Origin of the sequence: Lactobacillus isalae (assembly GCF_947539375.1) — a bacterium.
GTDB classification, from domain to species: Bacteria; Bacillota; Bacilli; order Lactobacillales; family Lactobacillaceae; genus Lactobacillus; species Lactobacillus isalae.
The window spans coordinates 965,360-983,013 of record NZ_OX443569.1; the positions used below are offsets into that span (position 1 = coordinate 965,360).

Annotated in this window: 19 protein-coding genes; 4 read left to right on the forward strand and 15 right to left on the reverse strand. The window is 35.2% G+C overall.

Annotation, left to right across the window (positions count from 1 at the left end; translation table 11 throughout):
• Window positions 1-20: 20 nt before the first annotated feature.
• The 6 genes from QM512_RS04635 to typA all read right to left on the reverse strand — a co-directional run bounded on the left by QM512_RS04635 (window position 21) and on the right by typA (window position 5,551).
• The gene (locus QM512_RS04635) at window positions 21-1,031 is read right to left on the reverse strand and encodes a SepM family pheromone-processing serine protease (protein WP_282806344.1); all 1,011 of its coding nucleotides are present in this window, start codon (window positions 1,029-1,031) and stop codon (window positions 21-23) included.
• Window positions 1,018-1,518 (reverse strand): pantetheine-phosphate adenylyltransferase, encoded by a 501-nt coding sequence (coaD, locus tag QM512_RS04640; protein WP_282806345.1) that lies wholly within the window; start codon window positions 1,516-1,518, stop codon window positions 1,018-1,020. The genes QM512_RS04635 and coaD overlap by 14 nt, the downstream gene beginning before the upstream one ends.
• A gap of 1 nt (window position 1,519) precedes the next feature.
• Window positions 1,520-2,068 (reverse strand): 16S rRNA (guanine(966)-N(2))-methyltransferase RsmD, encoded by a 549-nt coding sequence (rsmD, locus tag QM512_RS04645; RefSeq protein ID WP_282806346.1) that lies wholly within the window; start codon window positions 2,066-2,068, stop codon window positions 1,520-1,522.
• Window positions 2,065-2,400: a YlbG family protein gene (locus tag QM512_RS04650; protein WP_282806347.1), complete on the reverse strand. Its 336-nt coding sequence runs from the start codon at window positions 2,398-2,400 to the stop codon at window positions 2,065-2,067. Before QM512_RS04650 ends, rsmD begins: the two co-directional genes overlap by 4 nt.
• On the reverse strand, window positions 2,397-3,581 hold the full coding sequence (locus QM512_RS04655; protein ID WP_282806348.1) for an FtsW/RodA/SpoVE family cell cycle protein: 1,185 nt from the start codon (window positions 3,579-3,581) through the stop codon (window positions 2,397-2,399). The genes QM512_RS04650 and QM512_RS04655 overlap by 4 nt, the downstream gene beginning before the upstream one ends.
• Window positions 3,582-3,694: 113 nt before the next feature.
• A complete protein-coding gene (gene typA, locus QM512_RS04660; RefSeq protein ID WP_049149733.1) occupies window positions 3,695-5,551 on the reverse strand; it encodes a translational GTPase TypA in 1,857 nt (618 codons plus the stop codon).
• 245 nt (window positions 5,552-5,796) lie between these two features.
• On the opposite strand from typA, the gene def reads away from it, so the two are divergent.
• From def to QM512_RS04680, 4 genes are all read left to right on the forward strand, one after another.
• The gene (gene def / locus QM512_RS04665) at window positions 5,797-6,351 is read left to right on the forward strand and encodes a peptide deformylase (protein WP_282806349.1); all 555 of its coding nucleotides are present in this window, start codon (window positions 5,797-5,799) and stop codon (window positions 6,349-6,351) included.
• Window positions 6,352-6,538: 187 nt separating this feature from the next.
• On the forward strand, window positions 6,539-6,766 hold the full coding sequence (locus tag QM512_RS04670; RefSeq protein ID WP_003648621.1) for a DNA-dependent RNA polymerase subunit epsilon: 228 nt from the start codon (window positions 6,539-6,541) through the stop codon (window positions 6,764-6,766).
• A gap of 5 nt (window positions 6,767-6,771) precedes the next feature.
• Complete coding sequence (gene rnjA, locus QM512_RS04675; protein WP_282806350.1) at window positions 6,772-8,451, forward strand: ribonuclease J1; 1,680 nt, start codon at window positions 6,772-6,774, stop codon at window positions 8,449-8,451.
• A 48-nt stretch (window positions 8,452-8,499) separates the two neighbouring features.
• Window positions 8,500-9,435 (forward strand): diacylglycerol/lipid kinase family protein, encoded by a 936-nt coding sequence (locus QM512_RS04680; protein ID WP_282806351.1) that lies wholly within the window; start codon window positions 8,500-8,502, stop codon window positions 9,433-9,435.
• A gap of 36 nt (window positions 9,436-9,471) precedes the next feature.
• On the opposite strand, the gene recD2 is transcribed toward QM512_RS04680, so the two are convergent.
• The 9 genes from recD2 to QM512_RS04725 form a co-directional block, all read right to left on the reverse strand.
• Window positions 9,472-11,850, reverse strand: coding sequence for an SF1B family DNA helicase RecD2 (gene recD2 / locus QM512_RS04685; RefSeq protein WP_282806352.1), 2,379 nt, complete (start codon window positions 11,848-11,850; stop codon window positions 9,472-9,474).
• Window positions 11,837-12,481, reverse strand: coding sequence for a tetratricopeptide repeat protein (locus QM512_RS04690; protein WP_282806353.1), 645 nt, complete (start codon window positions 12,479-12,481; stop codon window positions 11,837-11,839). The genes recD2 and QM512_RS04690 overlap by 14 nt, the downstream gene beginning before the upstream one ends.
• A 1-nt stretch (window position 12,482) precedes the next feature.
• Window positions 12,483-13,142 (reverse strand): histidine phosphatase family protein, encoded by a 660-nt coding sequence (locus QM512_RS04695; RefSeq protein ID WP_282806354.1) that lies wholly within the window; start codon window positions 13,140-13,142, stop codon window positions 12,483-12,485.
• A 102-nt stretch (window positions 13,143-13,244) separates the two neighbouring features.
• Entirely contained in the window at window positions 13,245-14,372 is a 1,128-nt protein-coding gene (mnmA, locus tag QM512_RS04700) for a tRNA 2-thiouridine(34) synthase MnmA (protein ID WP_282806355.1), read from the reverse strand.
• A gap of 17 nt (window positions 14,373-14,389) precedes the next feature.
• Window positions 14,390-14,725, reverse strand: coding sequence for a DUF1831 domain-containing protein (locus QM512_RS04705; RefSeq protein WP_282806356.1), 336 nt, complete (start codon window positions 14,723-14,725; stop codon window positions 14,390-14,392).
• A gap of 116 nt (window positions 14,726-14,841) precedes the next feature.
• A complete protein-coding gene (locus QM512_RS04710) occupies window positions 14,842-15,996 on the reverse strand; it encodes a cysteine desulfurase family protein (RefSeq protein WP_282806357.1) in 1,155 nt (384 codons plus the stop codon).
• 101 nt (window positions 15,997-16,097) lie between these two features.
• Entirely contained in the window at window positions 16,098-16,799 is a 702-nt protein-coding gene (locus tag QM512_RS04715; protein ID WP_282806358.1) for a 5'-methylthioadenosine/adenosylhomocysteine nucleosidase, read from the reverse strand.
• A gap of 15 nt (window positions 16,800-16,814) precedes the next feature.
• The gene (locus tag QM512_RS04720; protein ID WP_282806359.1) at window positions 16,815-17,096 is read right to left on the reverse strand and encodes a hypothetical protein; all 282 of its coding nucleotides are present in this window, start codon (window positions 17,094-17,096) and stop codon (window positions 16,815-16,817) included.
• The gene (locus tag QM512_RS04725; protein WP_282806360.1) at window positions 17,089-17,652 is read right to left on the reverse strand and encodes an NUDIX hydrolase; all 564 of its coding nucleotides are present in this window, start codon (window positions 17,650-17,652) and stop codon (window positions 17,089-17,091) included. The genes QM512_RS04720 and QM512_RS04725 overlap by 8 nt, the downstream gene beginning before the upstream one ends.
• Between the last annotated feature and the right edge of the window lie 2 nt (window positions 17,653-17,654).

The window sequence follows — 17,654 nt, forward strand, 5'->3', positions numbered from 1 at the left end:
ATTTTTTTGCTGCTTTCAATTTATTTTTCTAAATAATTTAGTGCATCTTCAAAACGGGCTACAGGAACAATTTTCATCTTAGTGTGAATCTTCTTTGCTGTTCTTACTGCTTCAGCATAGTTTGTTTCACTCTTTTTAACGCCTTCTGGTTGGTCAGTTGGCGCAAAAAAGACTTTCATTCCTTGTCGACTAGCTGCTATTACTTTCTTATCAACGCCGCCAATCATCCCCACTTTACCATCATTATCAATTGTGCCAGTACCAGCTATCTTCTTAGAACTAAGATTTTTACCAGTAAATAATTGATAGCACTCAAGCGTAAACATCAACCCAGCTGAAGGGCCGCCAATATCGCCAGCGTCGATCTTAACTGCAGGCTTTGTCACTACTTGAGTATGGTCTACTAACTGAATGCCAATTCCATAACGTTTTGTTCCCGCTAGTTTTACAGTTTTTCCAGAAAAAGTTAAATGCTTATTTTCTCTAATAACTTCTACCTTCACCTTTTTGTCTTTTAGAGAAGAAACATACTTAATCAGATCTTGACTAGACTTAAATTTTTGACCGTTTACGCTAACTAGGACGTCTCCAACTTTTAGTTTATTTTTAAAAGTTGAATTCTTCATAATTTCCATCACATAAACGCCTAAAAATTCTTGTCGATGAGGGACATTTGCTTTTTTTGCAGCATAATAAATCGCATTATTCTGACTAGTTTCCATGTAATACTGCTGCATTTGATTATATTCAGCACTACTTGACGTTCCCATTAATTCGGCTTTTGAATAACGACTATCCGCCGACCTCAGGAAACTAGTCAAATAGTCAATCATAACTGCAGGTCGTTCACTCACAGTTACGAGATAAAAATTAGGATTGGCCTTTTTAGTGCTTTTGACATACTTACTAATTTGAAAAGCCTCACCTGGAGCTTCAATATAGTATTGAGTAGGCCACAAACAAAAGACGACTGCTATTAAAAATGCTGCTATTCCAAGCAGCCAAAATTTTATCTTTTTATTTTTCTTCATTGTTTTGATTCCTCAATTTTTCTTCCAAAGCAACTGCAACTGGATTTGGAACTAAAGTTGAAACATCTCCGCCAAAAAATACAGTTTCTTTAATCATGCTTGAGGAAATAAAACTATCTTCGGGACGGGTAAATAATAAAACTGTATTTAAGTTTGGATCTAATGTCTTGTTAATTCCAGCAATATCACGTTCATAATTAAAATCGGCCGTATTTCTCAAGCCGCGAACAATAGCTCCTGCATCAAGCTCATGCGCTACTTCAACGGTTAATTCTGCGGGACGAGCAATTACTTCAACATTGTCATCATTTTCGAAAACTTTTCTAGCTAAGTCTAGTCTTTCTTTTTCATTAAAAAGATACCTCTTGCTGGTGTTAGTCATAATCACCACATACAGTTTTTCAAACATTCTCGCTGCTGCTTCGACAACTTCAACATGTCCATTGGTTATCGGGTCAAAGCTTCCAGGAAAAATTGCTTTTGTCATTTTAATCCCTCTTATAAACTTTTACTTTTGTTCTTCCTAACTGATGATCCTTAACAATGACAAAACCAGGAACTTCTGGTAATTCATCATGCTCATCGGTTTCAGCTACAATAAGCGCATTAGCATTTAATAGATCATTTTCAAGCAATTTAGTCATAATCTTAACAATCTTTTGCTTAGCATAGGGAGGGTCAAGAAAGATTAAATCAAATTTTTTCCCTTCCTCATTCAAAATCTTAATTGCACGATTATCACTACATTTTAAAACTCTAAATCTATCCTCTTCTTTAGTTAACTCGACATTCTTCCTAATAACTTGGCAGGCTTGTCCACTAATATCAACTAAAACTGCACTATCATAGCCACGAGAAACAGCTTCAATTCCTAAAGCTCCACTTCCTGCGTAGAGGTCAAGCACTTGACCGCCATCAAAAAATTGACCTAAAGAATTAAACAAAGAACCCTTTACCTTATCACTTGTTGGCCGTGTTGCATTACTTTTTAAAGTGTGTAAATTACGTTTAGCGTATTTTCCTGCAATAATTCTCAAACCCGTAAATCCTCGTTTTCTTCTCGTAATTTTTCTGCTTTTTCCTTCAAATCACGCATCATTTCTTCTTCATGTTCAGCAGAAAAGTCAAGCTCATCAGTTTTAGATGTCTCTACTGACTGTACATAATTCTTACTTTTTAGTTCAGCGATTACCTTAGATGCATATTCTGAACTTACATATAGAACTACATACTTATTCTTACGCGAAAAATAAATAATATTGCCAAACCGGCGTAACTTGTATTGATCGCTAATTTGATAAAGCCAAACAATTAGCTGCGTGCGCGCAGTCATTTTATTATTTGGCTCATCTTTAAAAACCAAACTCAAAGTACACTCCTACTTTCTATCAATGTTTTCTTCTCAGCAGCGGAAATATTTAAGACTAAACCTAAAGCAGCAGTTAAAACTATCATTGAGGACCCACCATAAGAAATAAATGGCAAGGTTACCCCAGTAATTGGCAATAGACCTAAAACTGCTCCAACATTAAAGAGCGTTTCAGTAAAGATCATGGTTACGACACCAAAGCAAACTAAAGCATTGAATTGTGAATCAGCATGGATTCCGACTTCCATAATACGCCACATTAAGAAAAACAAGAGGCTAATAATAACAATTGCCCCAATTACACCTAATTCTTCAGCAGTAATTGACAAAATAAAGTCAGTATATGGCTCTGGTAAGTAACCCCGCTTTTGCATACTGTTACCTAAACCAACCCCAAATAAACCACCATTATGAATTGCATAATAGGAATTAACTAACTGAGCACCACCAGTTTTTTCTAGCTTAAATGGATGAACAAAAGCTAGTAACCGCTGGAACTGATAAGAATCTTTAATAAAGCCGGGTGTCCAAACTAATAGAACTAGCATTAGTAAAACAATTCCAACAAAAAGCCCAATAAGCCAATAAACGGCTAACTTAGTTGGAATACCAGAAACACTGTACATCACAAATACGATCATGAACAAAATAGCTGATCCACCAAAATCTGGCTCTAAAATAACTAGCCCAATCATCGCAAATGAAATAACCGTTGGCCCAAATAAATTATGCCAAATTTGACCTGGAATAAACTTTCCATCACGTCTTGAGAGGACAAATGCTAAATACAATACCAAAGATAATTTAGCTACTTCCACAGGCTGAATATTGATAAAGCCCAAGTTAATCCAACCAACTGCTCCGTTAACAGCAGCTTTTCCATGACTAATTACTTTAAGAACAATCAAAAACAATAGCATTAAAAATGAAACGCCTAAATAAGACATAACAAATTTTCTATTTTTGAATACTTTTAATTTTAAAGCAAAACATGGGATTCCAAAGAATAGAACTGCAGCAATAAAATATATAATTTGCCTTTTCATATATACACTAGGTGAAAAGCCATTTACTAACAAAATATCTGAGCTTGCTGAATAGACCATGATAACCCCAATGGTTGACAAAATAAGGTATGGGATCAAGATGCTATAGTCTAAGTATCTTAATTTCTGTCGCACGATATACCTGCCCCTTTAGTTAAATAATCTTTCTTATTATATCACTACCTTTACATATAAAAAAAAGTAGCTCAATAAAATTGAGCTACTTTTAAAATCAAATAAGAATTTAACTACTTGTTACGCTTCTTATCTGCCTTTTTTCTTTCGTTAGTGTTTAAGATCTTCTTACGTAAACGAATGCTTTCTGGAGTTACTTCACAGTATTCATCGTCATTCAAGAATTCGATAGCTTCTTCCAAAGTCATAGTCTTAGGAGTCTTAATTGAAGCTGAGTGGTCCTTACCTGCTGCACGGGTGTTAGTTAAGTTCTTACCCTTAGTTACGTTAACAGCAATATCACGTTCACGTGATGATTGACCAACAATCATACCTTCGTAAACTTCAACACCAGCACCGATGAATAATTCACCACGTTGTTCAACTGATTGAAGTGAGTAAGTAGTTGATTGACCTTGGTTAATTGAAACCAAAGCACCGTTACGACGACCTGGTTCCCAGTTCTTAACTACAGGCTTGTATGAATCAAAAGTATGGTTCATAATTCCGTAACCAGCAGTTTGAGACATGAATTCATTGTTGTAACCAATCAAACCACGTGATGGAACTAAGAATTCAAGTCTAGTTTGACCATTACCAGTAGATTCCATATTCTTCATTTCACCTTTTCTTTGTGAAAGAGAATCGATAACTGAACCTACGTATGCATCTGGAGTATCAACTTGAACTGCTTCAAATGGTTCACACATTTGACCATCAATTTCACGGTAAATAACCTTAGGACGTGAAAGTTGTAATTCAAAGCCTTCACGACGAAGTTCTTCAACCAAAATTGATAAGTGCAATTCACCACGACCAGAAACAGTCCAAGCATTTAATTGATCAGTTGGTTCAACCTTCAAAGAAACATCAGTACGAGTTTGACGGATCAAACGATCTTCAAGTTTCTTAGGAGTAACTTGATCACCTTCACGACCTGCAAATGGTGAGTCGTTTGCAACGAAATCCATTTGAAGAGTTGGTGGATCAATCTTAAGAAGTGGTAACGCTTCAGGCTTGTCTGCAGAAGCAATAGTTTCACCAACGTAAATATCATTAATACCAGAAATAGCAATAATGTCGCCGGCCTTTGCTTCTTGAATTTCGTTACGCTTCAAACCGAAGTAACCAAACAATTTAGTAACACGGAAGTTTTGAGTTGAACCATCACGCTTCATAACAGTGATGTTGTCACCAACTTTAACTTTTCCGCGGTAAATACGGCCTACACCGATACGACCTACATAGTCATCCCAATCAAGCATAGTGATTTGGAATTGTAAAGGTTCGTCAGAGTTATCAACTGGAGCAGGAATGTTCTTAACAATAGTATCAAAAATAGGATCCATTGTTTCTTCTTGCTTAGCTGGGTCTGAATCATATGAAGAAGTACCATTTAAAGCAGATGCGTAAACAACTGGGAAATCAAGTTGTTCATCGCTTGCCCCTAATTCGATAAATAATTCAAGAACTTCATCTAATACTTCCTTTGGACGAGCACCTGGACGGTCAATCTTGTTAATAACTACGATTGGCTTAACACCAGCTTCTAAGGCCTTCTTAAGCACAAAACGAGTTTGTGGCATAGTACCTTCGTAAGCATCAACAAGCAATAAACATCCGTCAACCATGTGCATGATACGTTCTACTTCACCACCGAAGTCAGCGTGTCCTGGCGTATCCAAAATGTTGATTGTAGTATCACCGTACTTAACAGCAGTATTCTTAGATAAGATAGTAATACCACGTTCACGTTCAATAGCATTGGAGTCCATTGCACGGTCTTCTAGGTTCATGTGCTCTGGCAATGTATCTGATTGTTTTAATAATTGGTTAACCAAAGTAGTCTTACCATGGTCAACGTGTGCGATAATGGCAATATTTCTAATATCGTCTCTTCTTTGCAAAAGAAATTCCTCCCCGAACTTCATAAAAAAACTGTGACTCCAGTCACAGCTCTCTTATGCAAAATAATAATGCAGTTATTGAAGCTTTATATCTCTATAGTTTCGTTTTACAATTCTACTCTAAAAATATAATGCCGTCAACGGAAGTACAAGCTGTGAACTGTTTATTTTTAACAAAAATATTATACCAAAAACTTCGATTATTGCCGTCTTTTCTTTCAATTGTTATCATATTCATAGCAAATTTAAAAATTAAGGAGATATCTATTTTGATTTTAATGCATGATATTACGCGCGATGGCAACCCTGTCCTAAGACAAGTTGCTAAGCCTTTAACCTTCCCATTAGCTGATGAATACAAGGAACTAGCTGATGAAATGATGCAATATTTAATTAACTCTCAAGACCCTAAAATTGCTGAAAAGCATCAATTAAGAGCAGGTGTCGGTTTAGCTGCTCCTCAAGTTGGTAAAAGCATCCAAATGGCTGCTCTTTTAGTTCCAAATGACAAAGGTGAAATTATCTTCAAAGAAGTATTCGTTAATCCTAAGATTCTTTCTGAATCAGTTAGAAAGGCTTGTCTTGCAGAAGGAGAAGGTTGCTTAAGTGTCGATAAAGATATTGAAGGCTACGTTCCTCGTCCTGATAAGTTGAAAATTCGCTACTACACAGTTGATGGCGAAGAAAAAACAATCCGTTTAAAGGATTATCCAGCAATTGTTGCTTCTCATGAAATTGACCACTTAAACGGTCACCTATTCTATGACCGCATCAATAAGCAAAATCCTTTTGATTTAGCCGAAGATACCATTGTTATTTCTTAAAAACTAGCTTTTGAATTTTTAAACTAGGCGTTAGGACACGATGTTCTATCGCCTTTTTCCATGCTATATATGAAGTAAATTGGTATACTTAAAAGTAAGTTTATGATAAAATTTTAATAGCTATGAATTTCTGCGGTTTTGCGCAGAAGTTTTTTTGAACGTTTTAAATATAAGGAGATTATAAGAAATGATCTACAAAGTTTTATACCAAAAAGACCAGATCGTTAATCCAAGAAGAGAAACTACTAAAACTCTTTTTTTAGAAGCAGATAATGTAGTTGCAGCAAGAACTATGGTTGAGGATAATACCCCCTACAACATTGAACTCATCCAAGAATTAACTGGAAACTCACTTGCTTATGAAAAGCAAAGTCCAGATTTTAAGCTGACAACTTTCAAATCTGAAGATAAATAACGACCTTGAAATTAAAGAATAACGAAGTCGGCGTTTTCGCTATAGGGGGTCTAGGCGAAATCGGCCGTAATATGTACTGCGTTGAGTACCAAGATGAGATCATCATCATGGACTGCGGTATCAAATTCCCAGAAGACGATATGATGGGAATTAATTATGTTATCTCAGACTATTCTTACCTAATTAAGAATAGAAAGAAAATCAAAGCATTAGTTGTCACTCACGGACATGAAGACCACATTGGTGGAATCCCTTACCTTTTAAAGAAGATTCCTGAAATCCCAGTTTATGCAACACCATTTGCTCTCGCTTTAATCCGCGGGAAACTTGATGAACATGGGATTTTAAATTCTAGTGAACTTCATGAAGAGCATGAAGATACTGTTTTGAAGTTTGATAAGCTTTCTGTTAGCTTCTTTAGAACAACCCACTCAATTCCCGATACTTTAGGAATTGCAGTTCATACTCCAGAAGGTGCAGTAGTATTTACAGGAGATTTCAAATTTGACTTAACTCCAGTAATGAACCAACCTGCTCCTGACTTCCAAAAGATGGCTAAATTAGGTCAAGAAGGCGTACTTGCCCTCTTATCTGATTCAACTAATGCTGAAGTTCCAACTTTTACAAAGTCAGAAAGATTTGTTGCTCATTCCTTACACGATATCATTACTGGAATTAAAGGCAGAATTATTTTTGCAACCTTTGCTTCTAACCTTTATCGTGTATCAACTGCTATCAAAGCAGCTGTCGACACTGGAAGAAAAGTTGCAATCTTTGGTCGCTCAATGGAAAACGGAGTTCAAAATGGTATTGATCTCGGCTACTTAGATATTCCTGAAGGAACTTTAGTCGATGCTAATGAAATTAACCATACTCCACCTGAAAAAGCAATGATTCTATGTACTGGTTCCCAAGGTGAACCCCTTGCTGCTCTTTCAAGAATTGCAGATGGAACTCACCGTCAAATTTCATTGCAGCCAGGCGATACAGTAATCTTTTCATCTAATCCTATTCCAGGAAACACCACTAGTGTTAACCATTTAATTAATAAATTAACTGAAGCTGGTGCTAATGTTGTTCATGGTAAGATTCATAACGTCCACACTTCTGGACATGCTGGTCAAGAAGAACAAAAGATGATGATTGAGCTAACAAAACCTGAATACTTCATTCCTGTTCACGGTGAATATAGAATGCAGGTCGTTCATACTGAAACTGCTCAATCTACTGGAATGGCAAAAGATCACACTTTCGTTCTGAAAAATGGTGATGTTCTTGCTTTAACTAAGGATTCATCAAGAATCGCTGGTCACATTAATATTCCAGATGTCTTCGTTGACACTTCTGGTAGCGATGATGTTGGTAATATTGTTGTTCGTGATCGTCAAATTTTAGCTGAAGAAGGTCTTGTAGTCGTAGTAGCAACTGTTGACTATAAACACCAACGTGTTCTAGCTGGACCAGATATTTTGAGTCGTGGTTTTGTTTACATGCGTGAATCAACTGAATTAATCAGTCAAGCACAAAAGCATGTCTACCATATTCTTAAGACAGAAATGGCTAAAGACCCACAACCAAAAGAAAATGAGATTAGAAAAGCAATTATTGAGAATCTTCAAGATTTCTTATATTCGAAGACTGAAAGAAGACCAATGATTTTGCCAATGCTAATTGAAAAGAAATAAGATAAGCCCCATCCGGGGCTTATTTTTATATAAGTTAGGCTATTAATAATGAAAAAAATTCATTTACTTGTAAATCTAAAATCTGGAAGTAATAAAGGCGAAAAAGCCTTGAAAGAAATTGAAACTATTTTAAAAGATGAAAAAGTAGTATATGACGTTCAAATTTCTACTTATCCTGGACAACTGGTTCCAATTGCGACTAAGACAGCTAATGACATCCAGAATAATCACGAATGTATTGTTGTCATTGGGGGCGATGGTTCTTTAAACCAAGCCCTGAATGGCATAAAAAATTCACTTTATCCTGATACTCCCCTAGCCTATTTTCCAGCAGGTACTGGAAATGATTTTGCTAGAGCAGCTAAGCTTCAAGATGATCCTTTAAAATTTATCAAGCATCTAAAAAATCACCCAACAGTTACAAAAGTCGATTGCGGTAGGTATCAGGACTTAATTACAGGCGAAGAAAAATATTTTGTTAATAATTTAGGAATTGGCTTTGATGCATATGTAGTTAACAAAACCAATCACTCAAAGCTCAAAACTAAGTTTAATAAGATAAATCGTGGAAACTTAACTTACGGAATAAATATTGCTCAAGCACTCAAAGGACAAGATAATTTTAGGGTCAAGATTTCAGCCAATAATCATACTTATTCTTATGATCACGCATACCTAGTTACTACAACTAACCATCCCTATTTTGGTGGTGGTGTTCCAATTTTACCAATTGCTAATATTCATAATCGAAAATTGGACATTGCAATTGTTGAAAAGCCTAACATATTTAAATTTTTGTATCTCTTCTCTAAGCTTTTAATTAATGGATCACATATGAATAGCAATCAGTTTCATTATTTTGAAGCTTCTGAAATCGAAGTTAAAACTTATCAATCAGAATATGGTCAGCTTGATGGAGAGGAATTGAATAATAGAAAATTCCATTTAAAATTTAAAGTTGATCACTTTAATCTTTTAAGGTAAATATAAAAGCCAACTCAAAATGAGTTGGCTTTTTTGCTAGTCCCTTGCTTTTAATTCTATATCTTCCATTCCAATCATTGGATCAATTTTACCAGAATATATTAAATCCGGAGTTAAGATATAATTTTTAGGTTCATTAGTTTTTTCCTTAACTTCAGTTTGAACCTGCTCTGGTTCAGTATTTACCTTAGAATCATGCTTAACAACTTCTTTTAGTCCTAGTTCATGCCTGATTTTAGAAGCTAAATCTGTTTTACGGTCATTGCCTGGGGTACGTAAGGCCATAATGTAGGCCTTCTTTTCTCCTACCATAACCAGATTTTTCTCAGCACGAGTAATCGCCGTGTAGAGTAAATTACGTCTCAACATCATATAATTCTGCATAGTAAGATTCAAAATAACTAAAGGAAATTCTGATCCCTGTGATTTATGAATCGTAATGGCATAAGCACGAGTAATGTCATTTAAATCTTTAACGTTAAATTCTATTTCTCGACCATCAAAATCAGCAATCAATATCTTCGCCTTATCGTCAGGATTAAGTCCAATAATTTTGCCAATCTGGCCGTTATAAATATCCTTTTCGGGATTATTTTGCAATTGTAATATCCGATCACCAATTCTAAAACTTTCATTATGCGCTTCAATTACCTTGGTTTTAGAAGACATCGGATTCATCACGTCTTGCAAGATATCATTCAAGTGGGTAATTCCGCCTTGACCATTATACATAGCTCCCAGGACTTGAACATCGTCCTTTTTAAACCCACGCTTAATAGCCAAATTAACAATCTGATCAATTGCATCTCCAACTAAACTTGGTTGACACGGAATAAAAGAATAGTTTTTAGTTTTATTAAAAATTATCTGTTCAGCATCTTCCTCATTAATTGCATGAGCTAGCTTGATAATTGACGAGTCTTCTCCCTGTCTATGAATTACCTGCAATCTAGTAGTTGGAAAAGCTTCTGATCTAATCAGGTCACTAAAAATATTTCCTGCTCCAACCGAAGGTAGCTGGTCTTGGTCCCCAACAAAAACAATTCTTTTTGTTGAATTAATACCCGATAGCAACTGCTTAAACAAAAACATATCAACCATTGACATCTCGTCAATGATTAAAATTTCACCATTTAATTCATTAACATCGGTTGCATCGTTTTCTCCAATACCTAGTCCTAACAAACGGTGAATAGTTTTAGCAGAAATATCAGTAATTTCACTCATTCTCTTAGCTGCTCGACCAGTTGGTGCCGCTAATAAAAATGGTGGATCTTCACTATATAAAGCTCCACTTGGAATCTCAGCAAGTTCCTTTAAGCACATCAAAATTCCATTGATAATTGTTGTTTTACCAGTACCCGGTCCACCAGTAAGAATTGAAATTGGATTATTTAAAGCATTTTTAATCGCAGTCTTTTGAGTTTCGTCATACTTAATCTCAAGCTCTTCTTCAGCGTGATTAATTGCCTGCTCAATTTTTTTATCGCTGAACTCTTCTTTTTCCACCTGATTTTTGACTAGACGCTTTAATTCATTGGCAATATCAAGTTCAGTTTGAAAAATTCCTTGTAAGGCTGCCTTATCGCCTGAGACAACTACTTTGCCTTGTCGCTGAAGTTCATTCACGCTATTTGCTAAATCATCATAAGAACTTGCCTGAATCAATTCATATGCTTGAGTTAATAAGTCCTCGAGTGCTACATAAGTATCTCCTAATGTACTTAAAGCAGTCTGCAAAATACTTAAAATTGCGCCCCTAACTCTTCTTGGATCATTTAATTCAATTCCAAGTGCTTGACCAATATTATCTGCTGTCTTAAAACCGAAACCTCTAATTTCACCAACCGCTTGATAAGGATCTGCTTCAAGTTTTTTTAGGGAATCTCCATGATAGGCTTTATAAATATTACCTGCAATTTTTTTGTTAATTCCATATTTGGCTAGCTTAATAACAATTTCTGAAAAAGAATCCATTTGATTAATGCCAGACAATAAACTGTCTTTTTGTTTTTGCGTTAAATCAAGATTCTCAATTTCAGTCGGATTAGACTTAATTAAGTCTAAGGCATTCGTGCCCAGACTATCAATAATTTTCTCAGCAGCCTTTTTACCAATTCCAGGAAATTTATCAGAACTTAGATACTTTGCCAGACTTCCCTCTTCATGTGGTAAAACTGGTTCATATGAACTAATACGAAATTGTTTACCGAATTTTTCATGCACCACAATTTGACCGACAAACTTATATGTCGATCCAATCTGAATATCACCAAAATTTCCAGTTACACGGATATTTTCACGATCATAATCCGGTAATTTACTAATCAGGTCTACATCAACAATTTTGAAAAGATCCTGATTATTTTCAAAAACAATTCCATTAATTCGTCCAGTAAAACTAGTTTCTGCCATTTTTACCTCTAATCAATTTTGCTACAGCATTGTATTGCTTCTGTGCTTGTGCAAAATATTTAGGATCCTGCTCTTTTGATAATTTAAAGTAACTCTCTGCCTTATCAGGATTAGTATCAAATAAAGTTAAGCCTAGCAAAAAGTTAACTTTTGCGTTCCTTTGGTCTTTTATAATTTGACTATAAGTTTGATTAGCAGATTTTAGATCACCTAAGCTAAGCCAAATATCACCAAGCAGCTCTAACGTTCTCTCATCTTGATTTTTTAAAGTTAAGGCATAAGCCAGAGCCTTTTGATATTGACCTAACTTCATAAAAATCAAAGCTTTTTGATACATGGTCTCTTCATCATCAGGAATCGAATTAAGCAAAGCTAGCGATTTAGCAAATTCTCCCTGCATATAATAGCAAACAGCAATGTTATAAGTTAAAGCCTCGGGTTGATCAACAAGACCACGAGCTTTTTCTAATAATTCTAAAGCCTGATCAGCAGCATTTTGTTCAATTAAATAAGTTGATAGTTGTAGATAATTTTCAATATTTTTAGGACTATCATTTATTTTTTCGATTAATAAGTGTATGGCATCATCAACCTTGCCAGCATCATATAAGTTGGCTATTTTTTTATCCATTTTAAATTGTATCCCTACTAGTAATCTTTCGATCTAAGTAGCTAGTTTCATTCCATGCTACTTCATTGAAAGTCTTCCCGTGATTTTCAGTATCCAGAATGGTAAGGCTGGTATTAGTTAAACCGCCACGCTTTCTAATATCGGCAATATCATAACCCTCTAAAGTTCTAATTAAGGCACACAGAGCAGCTCCATGACTTACTAATAATACTTTATCATCCTTGTTAGGATATCTTTTTACAATATCAGCAATCAATTTCTTTCCACGTTCTATCATATGGTCAAAATTTTCACCATGGAAAGTTGATGGGTCATAACGATCAGGAAAATAACGAAATGCTTTTATTTGATCTGGATATTGACTTTCAGCATCAACAAACTTCATTCCTTCCAGATCTCCTAAATTAAACTCCTTTAAACGGTCGTCAACAACGACTGGTACAGTAATTCCCATATCATTTCTAAGCATCACAGCAGTTGTTAATGCACGTTGTAAGGGACTAGAATAAAAGGCTCTAAACTTTGTTCCTTTTAGATATTCAGCTAATTTCTTAATATCTTCATAACTTTCAGGCAAAAGAGGTGAATTACCACTACCACCTTGATAGCGCCCTTCTAAGTTCCATTTTGTTTTTCCATGTCTTACAAAATATAATTGCATAATTTGCTTATCCCTCCACTTTTATTACTATTATAAGTTTTAAAGGGAGAAAATAACAGTTTATAAAAATAAAAAAGAAGCCTCAAAGCGACTTCTCTTAAACTATACTAATTGTAATTGCTTTTCATTTTGATATGCACGATCAATCGTAGCTCCACCTAGGCATTCTTCACCATTATAGAAAACGATTGCCTGTCCTGGAGTAACGGCACGTGCTGGCTCGTCGAATTCAACATGAACTGTGTTATCCTTTGCATGATAATGCATAGTAACACCAACATCTGGTTGACGGTATCTAAACTTAGCAGTACACTTCAAATCAACATCATGATCTGGCTGACCAGTGAAGAATGAAACACCACTTGCATCTAAGCTAGTAGCATATAAAAGCTTGCTATCGTATCCTTGCTCAACAATTAATTCGTTCTTCTTTAAGTCCTTACCTACTACAAACCAAGGATCTGTTGATTCTTTGGTTGAACCCAAACCAAGACCAGATCTTTGACCAATAGTATAGTACATCAAACCAGCATGCTCACCTACTACTTTACCATCAGGAGTAATCATCTTTCCTGATTGAGCTGGTAAAAACTCACTCAAGAACTTTCTAAAGTTACGTTCACCAATGAAACAAATTCCAGTTGAATCTTTCTTCTTAGCAGTTGCAAGACCGGCAGCAATGGCAATTTCACGCACTTGTGGCTTAGTTAAATTAGCAAGTGGAAAGATTACCTTTTTCAATTGATCTTGTGAAAGTTGACTTAAGAAATAAGTCTGGTCCTTATTACCATCCTTTGGACGCATCATATGCACAACGCCATTTTCATCAACTTTCGTTGCGGCATAGTGACCCATTGCAATATAATCTGCATCCAGATCCATTGCAAAGTCTAAAAATGACTTAAATTTTATTTCTTTATTGCACATTACATCTGGATTTGGAGTTCTGCCTTTTTTGTATTCATTTAAGAAATACTCAAATACTCTCTCCCAGTAATCCTTTTCAAAGTTAATAGAATAGTAAGGAATGCCGATTTCATCTGCAACTTTTTTTACATCTTCGTAATCTTCAGTTGCCGTACAAACTCCGGAATCATCAGTATCATCCCAATTCTTCATGAAGACGCCGACAACATCAAAGCCTTGTTGTTTGAGTAAAAGTGCAGAAACTGAAGAATCAACTCCACCACTCATACCAACAACGACTCTAATTTTGCTGTTATCTACCATTTTATCTTTTTCTCCTTTTAGCAAGGTGCAATAATCTGACGATCTTCAAGATCCTTTAAAATGAAGTCAAGCAGTTCAACCATGGGTGCCAATTGTTTATTCTTAAAAATATTAACCTTTTGCAAGCCATTAGTATCAGTGACTACCATTGTTAAATGATCTAAATCTTCATTAATTGTCAACTTCAATTGACAGGTAGCATTGTAAGGAGACTCATTATACAAGGGATGCTTGTACATGAAATTTCCACGCTTTGTCTTTGTAAAACCTGCATCAATTAAAGCATAACGCTTAATTTCTGGATTAATCGTAAATTTACGGTTATCGCCATTAATAATTACTGTATTTGCCATAAAAATATCACTCTCAATATTATTATCTTATTTTTTGTAAGTGTCAAGTATATGATTTTCAATAATCATTATACATTAAAACAAGTTCTAGCCAAAAGCTGGTTAGAACTTGTTAATTACTTACTTAATCGCTGACACATCTTAACTAGATTTTCAGCAAAGCTCTTAACTTCATCTTCTGTGTTAAAACGACCAAAACTGATTCGAATAGATTCTGCAATTCGAGGAGAATCTTCGCCGTACATTGCTTCTAAGACGTGAGAAGGTGTAAGAGAACCGGCAGTACATGCAGAACCACCAGAAACCGCATATCCATTTAAGTCTAAATTAGTTAAGGCAGAATATGTCCCTACACCCTTGAGCCATAAGTTTAAAACATGGTGAGAGACTGCTCCTTCAAGTGAGCCATTAATCTCATAATCAATATTATTTTGATCAAGTGCAGTTAAAATTATCTTCTGGAAGTTTTTGTATTTTTCTTGAAGCTGCTTCTTATCCATCTCGTTTAATTCTTGAGCAGCTACGCCAAAGCCTGCAATTCCTGGAACATTTTCAGTACCTGGTCGACGTTTTAACTCTTGTTCTCCTCCTAAAAGCAAGTCGCTTACTTTTAAGCCATCTTTTTCATAAAGAAAACCTAAAAATTTTGGACCATTAACTTTATGAGCAGAAGTTGATAATAAATCGATGTTCATTTCTTTAACATCAATTTCAATATTCCCAAAACCTTGCACATCATCAACATGGAAATAGGCATTGGAATCTTTTACTAATTCTCCTATTTCCTTTAGAGGCATAATTGAGCCAACTTCATTATTAACTGCCATTATTGAAACTAAGATTGTATCTGGTGTTAATTCTTTCTTTAAGTCATCCAAGTTAATGTGACCAGTCTCATCTACATCAAGATATACAATTTCATATCCTTCTTTGGCTAAGCGTTTCATTGGATTCAAAACAGAAGGATGTTCAATCTTGGTCGTAATAATTTTCTTTCCAATATCTTTTCTAGCACGCGCTGTTCCGAAAATAGCATTATTGTTGCTTTCAGATCCACCACTAGTAAAAATAATCTCCTTATCTTGAGCATTAATCGTTTCTGCTAATTGGTGGCGAGCTGTTTCAACTACCTGACGTGCTTGACGTCCAAATGCATGTTGACTAGAAGCATTCCCAAAATCATTGGTCATCTCACTACTAATTTTTTCAATAACTTTTGGATCCATTGGCGTAGTTGCCGCATTATCCAAGTATATATTTTTTCTAGTCATGTTATACATATACCTCTTTATCTTTCTTACATTTTGGAAGTGGCTATTATATTTTAACATAAAAAATAGACTAAGTTCAGATGAACTTAGTCTATCATATCTTAATCTAAAACTGTCTCTTCAAGATAAGATGAAATTACACTGGCAGCCTTAGCTCCAACTTCTTTAACAAACTTGTCAAAGTCGTTGTCAGCATTAGCGTCACCATTGTCTGAAATAGCACGAATTGCGACTAGCGGAGTATTAAAGTGTCTTGCAACTTGCGCAAATGCCGCACCTTCCATTTCTACTCCAAGCGCATCAGAGAAATTCTTTTTAATCTCATCCTTTTGGTTTTCAGAAGCTACAAAGCTATCACCAGTTACAATTAACCCTTCTTTAAAAGGTATATTTTGATCTTTTAAATATGATGCAAATTTGGTACGAAATACATTATCTAATGTGTATCCTGCAGGTTCCTGTGGAATTTGACCTTCAACATAATTACCAGCACTAGTATTATGAGCGTCATAATACATAAATTTATTAGGTAAAATTAGATCTTTCCTTTTAACATCTTCTTGTAATGAACCAGCAGAACCAGTCATAAAAATTACATCAATCTTTTCTTTAGTTAATAAACTAGACAAGTTCATAGCCGCGTTAACTTTACCAATTCCACTCAGCCCCAAGTAAATGTCATTTCCATTTACTGAAAAATGATCAAATTCAGTTGTACCAAAGGTTTCTTTAGTTTCAGATTTGAAGTGCTTTTTATAGAACTTAGCTTCTTCTTCCATTGGGACAATAATTGCAATTTTCATTTTTTACCTCTAAATTTAAAGTTTAAATAAAGCGAACAAAATTATAACTAGCAAAACGACAACAATTAAAATTGCATAATTCAACCGTTTCTTTAAACGACTAATTTTATTTTCACGCTCTTCTTCAAGAGAAGAATTTTCTCGTGGTTCAAATTCTGAATGACCTTTAGTTTCTGTATTTTGATCTACTACATCAAGTGACTGATCATTCTTTTTTTTACGTTTAAATTTATCAAAAATATTTTTAACTTTTTCTTGTCGTTGCTTCTTACGATAATCTGCTCGTTTTTCAGTCATTGCTTTGGTTTCCTGTTAAAATCATATTTTCCCAAAATGTAATCGCCATTACAGTCTTGGCATCCATAATTTTTCCAGAAGCAATTAACTGCTTCAATTCAGGGAGACTGTACCATTCTTGGGTTAAAAATTCATCTTCATCAAGAGGACGCTTATTTTCAATCTTCGACAAAGTATCGCAATAGAATAAATGAATTTTTTCATCGCAAAAACCTACAGACGTGTAAAACTCACTTACTTTTTCCCAATATTCTGCCTTATAGCCGCCCTCTTCATTCAGCTCTCTTTTCATCGCATCAAGAGGGGATGCATCTGTCTCATCAATTAAACCTGCCGGAATCTCCAAAGTTAATTGTTTGATAGGCTCACGCCACTGCTTTACAAGCAACATCTTTTTGTCATCATTGATAGCAATTGCTGCACTAGCATCCGGGTGTTTAACTATCTCACGAGTAGCTGTTTTTCCATTAGGTAGACTAATAGTCTCGACATTTAAGTCGATAAGCCTACCTTCAAAAATGGGCTTATTCGAGATTTCAGTTTCTCTCAGATTCACTT

Excerpts from the sequence above, each read along its gene's own strand:
- QM512_RS04635 (WP_282806344.1), bottom strand. The coding sequence starts at position 1,031 with ATGAAGAAAAATAAAAAGATAAAATTTTGGCTGCTTGGAATAGCAGCA.
- coaD (WP_282806345.1), bottom strand. The coding sequence starts at position 1,518 with ATGACAAAAGCAATTTTTCCTGGAAGCTTTGACCCGATAACCAATGGA.
- typA (WP_049149733.1), bottom strand. The coding sequence starts at position 5,551 with ATGAAGTTCGGGGAGGAATTTCTTTTGCAAAGAAGAGACGATATTAGA.
- QM512_RS04670 (WP_003648621.1), top strand. The coding sequence starts at position 6,539 with ATGATCTACAAAGTTTTATACCAAAAAGACCAGATCGTTAATCCAAGA.
- QM512_RS04680 (WP_282806351.1), top strand. The coding sequence starts at position 8,500 with ATGAAAAAAATTCATTTACTTGTAAATCTAAAATCTGGAAGTAATAAA.
- recD2 (WP_282806352.1), bottom strand. The coding sequence starts at position 11,850 with ATGGCAGAAACTAGTTTTACTGGACGAATTAATGGAATTGTTTTTGAA.
- QM512_RS04690 (WP_282806353.1), bottom strand. The coding sequence starts at position 12,481 with ATGGATAAAAAAATAGCCAACTTATATGATGCTGGCAAGGTTGATGAT.
- QM512_RS04695 (WP_282806354.1), bottom strand. The coding sequence starts at position 13,142 with ATGCAATTATATTTTGTAAGACATGGAAAAACAAAATGGAACTTAGAA.
- mnmA (WP_282806355.1), bottom strand. The coding sequence starts at position 14,372 with ATGGTAGATAACAGCAAAATTAGAGTCGTTGTTGGTATGAGTGGTGGA.
- QM512_RS04705 (WP_282806356.1), bottom strand. The coding sequence starts at position 14,725 with ATGGCAAATACAGTAATTATTAATGGCGATAACCGTAAATTTACGATT.
- QM512_RS04710 (WP_282806357.1), bottom strand. The coding sequence starts at position 15,996 with ATGACTAGAAAAAATATATACTTGGATAATGCGGCAACTACGCCAATG.
- QM512_RS04715 (WP_282806358.1), bottom strand. The coding sequence starts at position 16,799 with ATGAAAATTGCAATTATTGTCCCAATGGAAGAAGAAGCTAAGTTCTAT.
- QM512_RS04720 (WP_282806359.1), bottom strand. The coding sequence starts at position 17,096 with ATGACTGAAAAACGAGCAGATTATCGTAAGAAGCAACGACAAGAAAAA.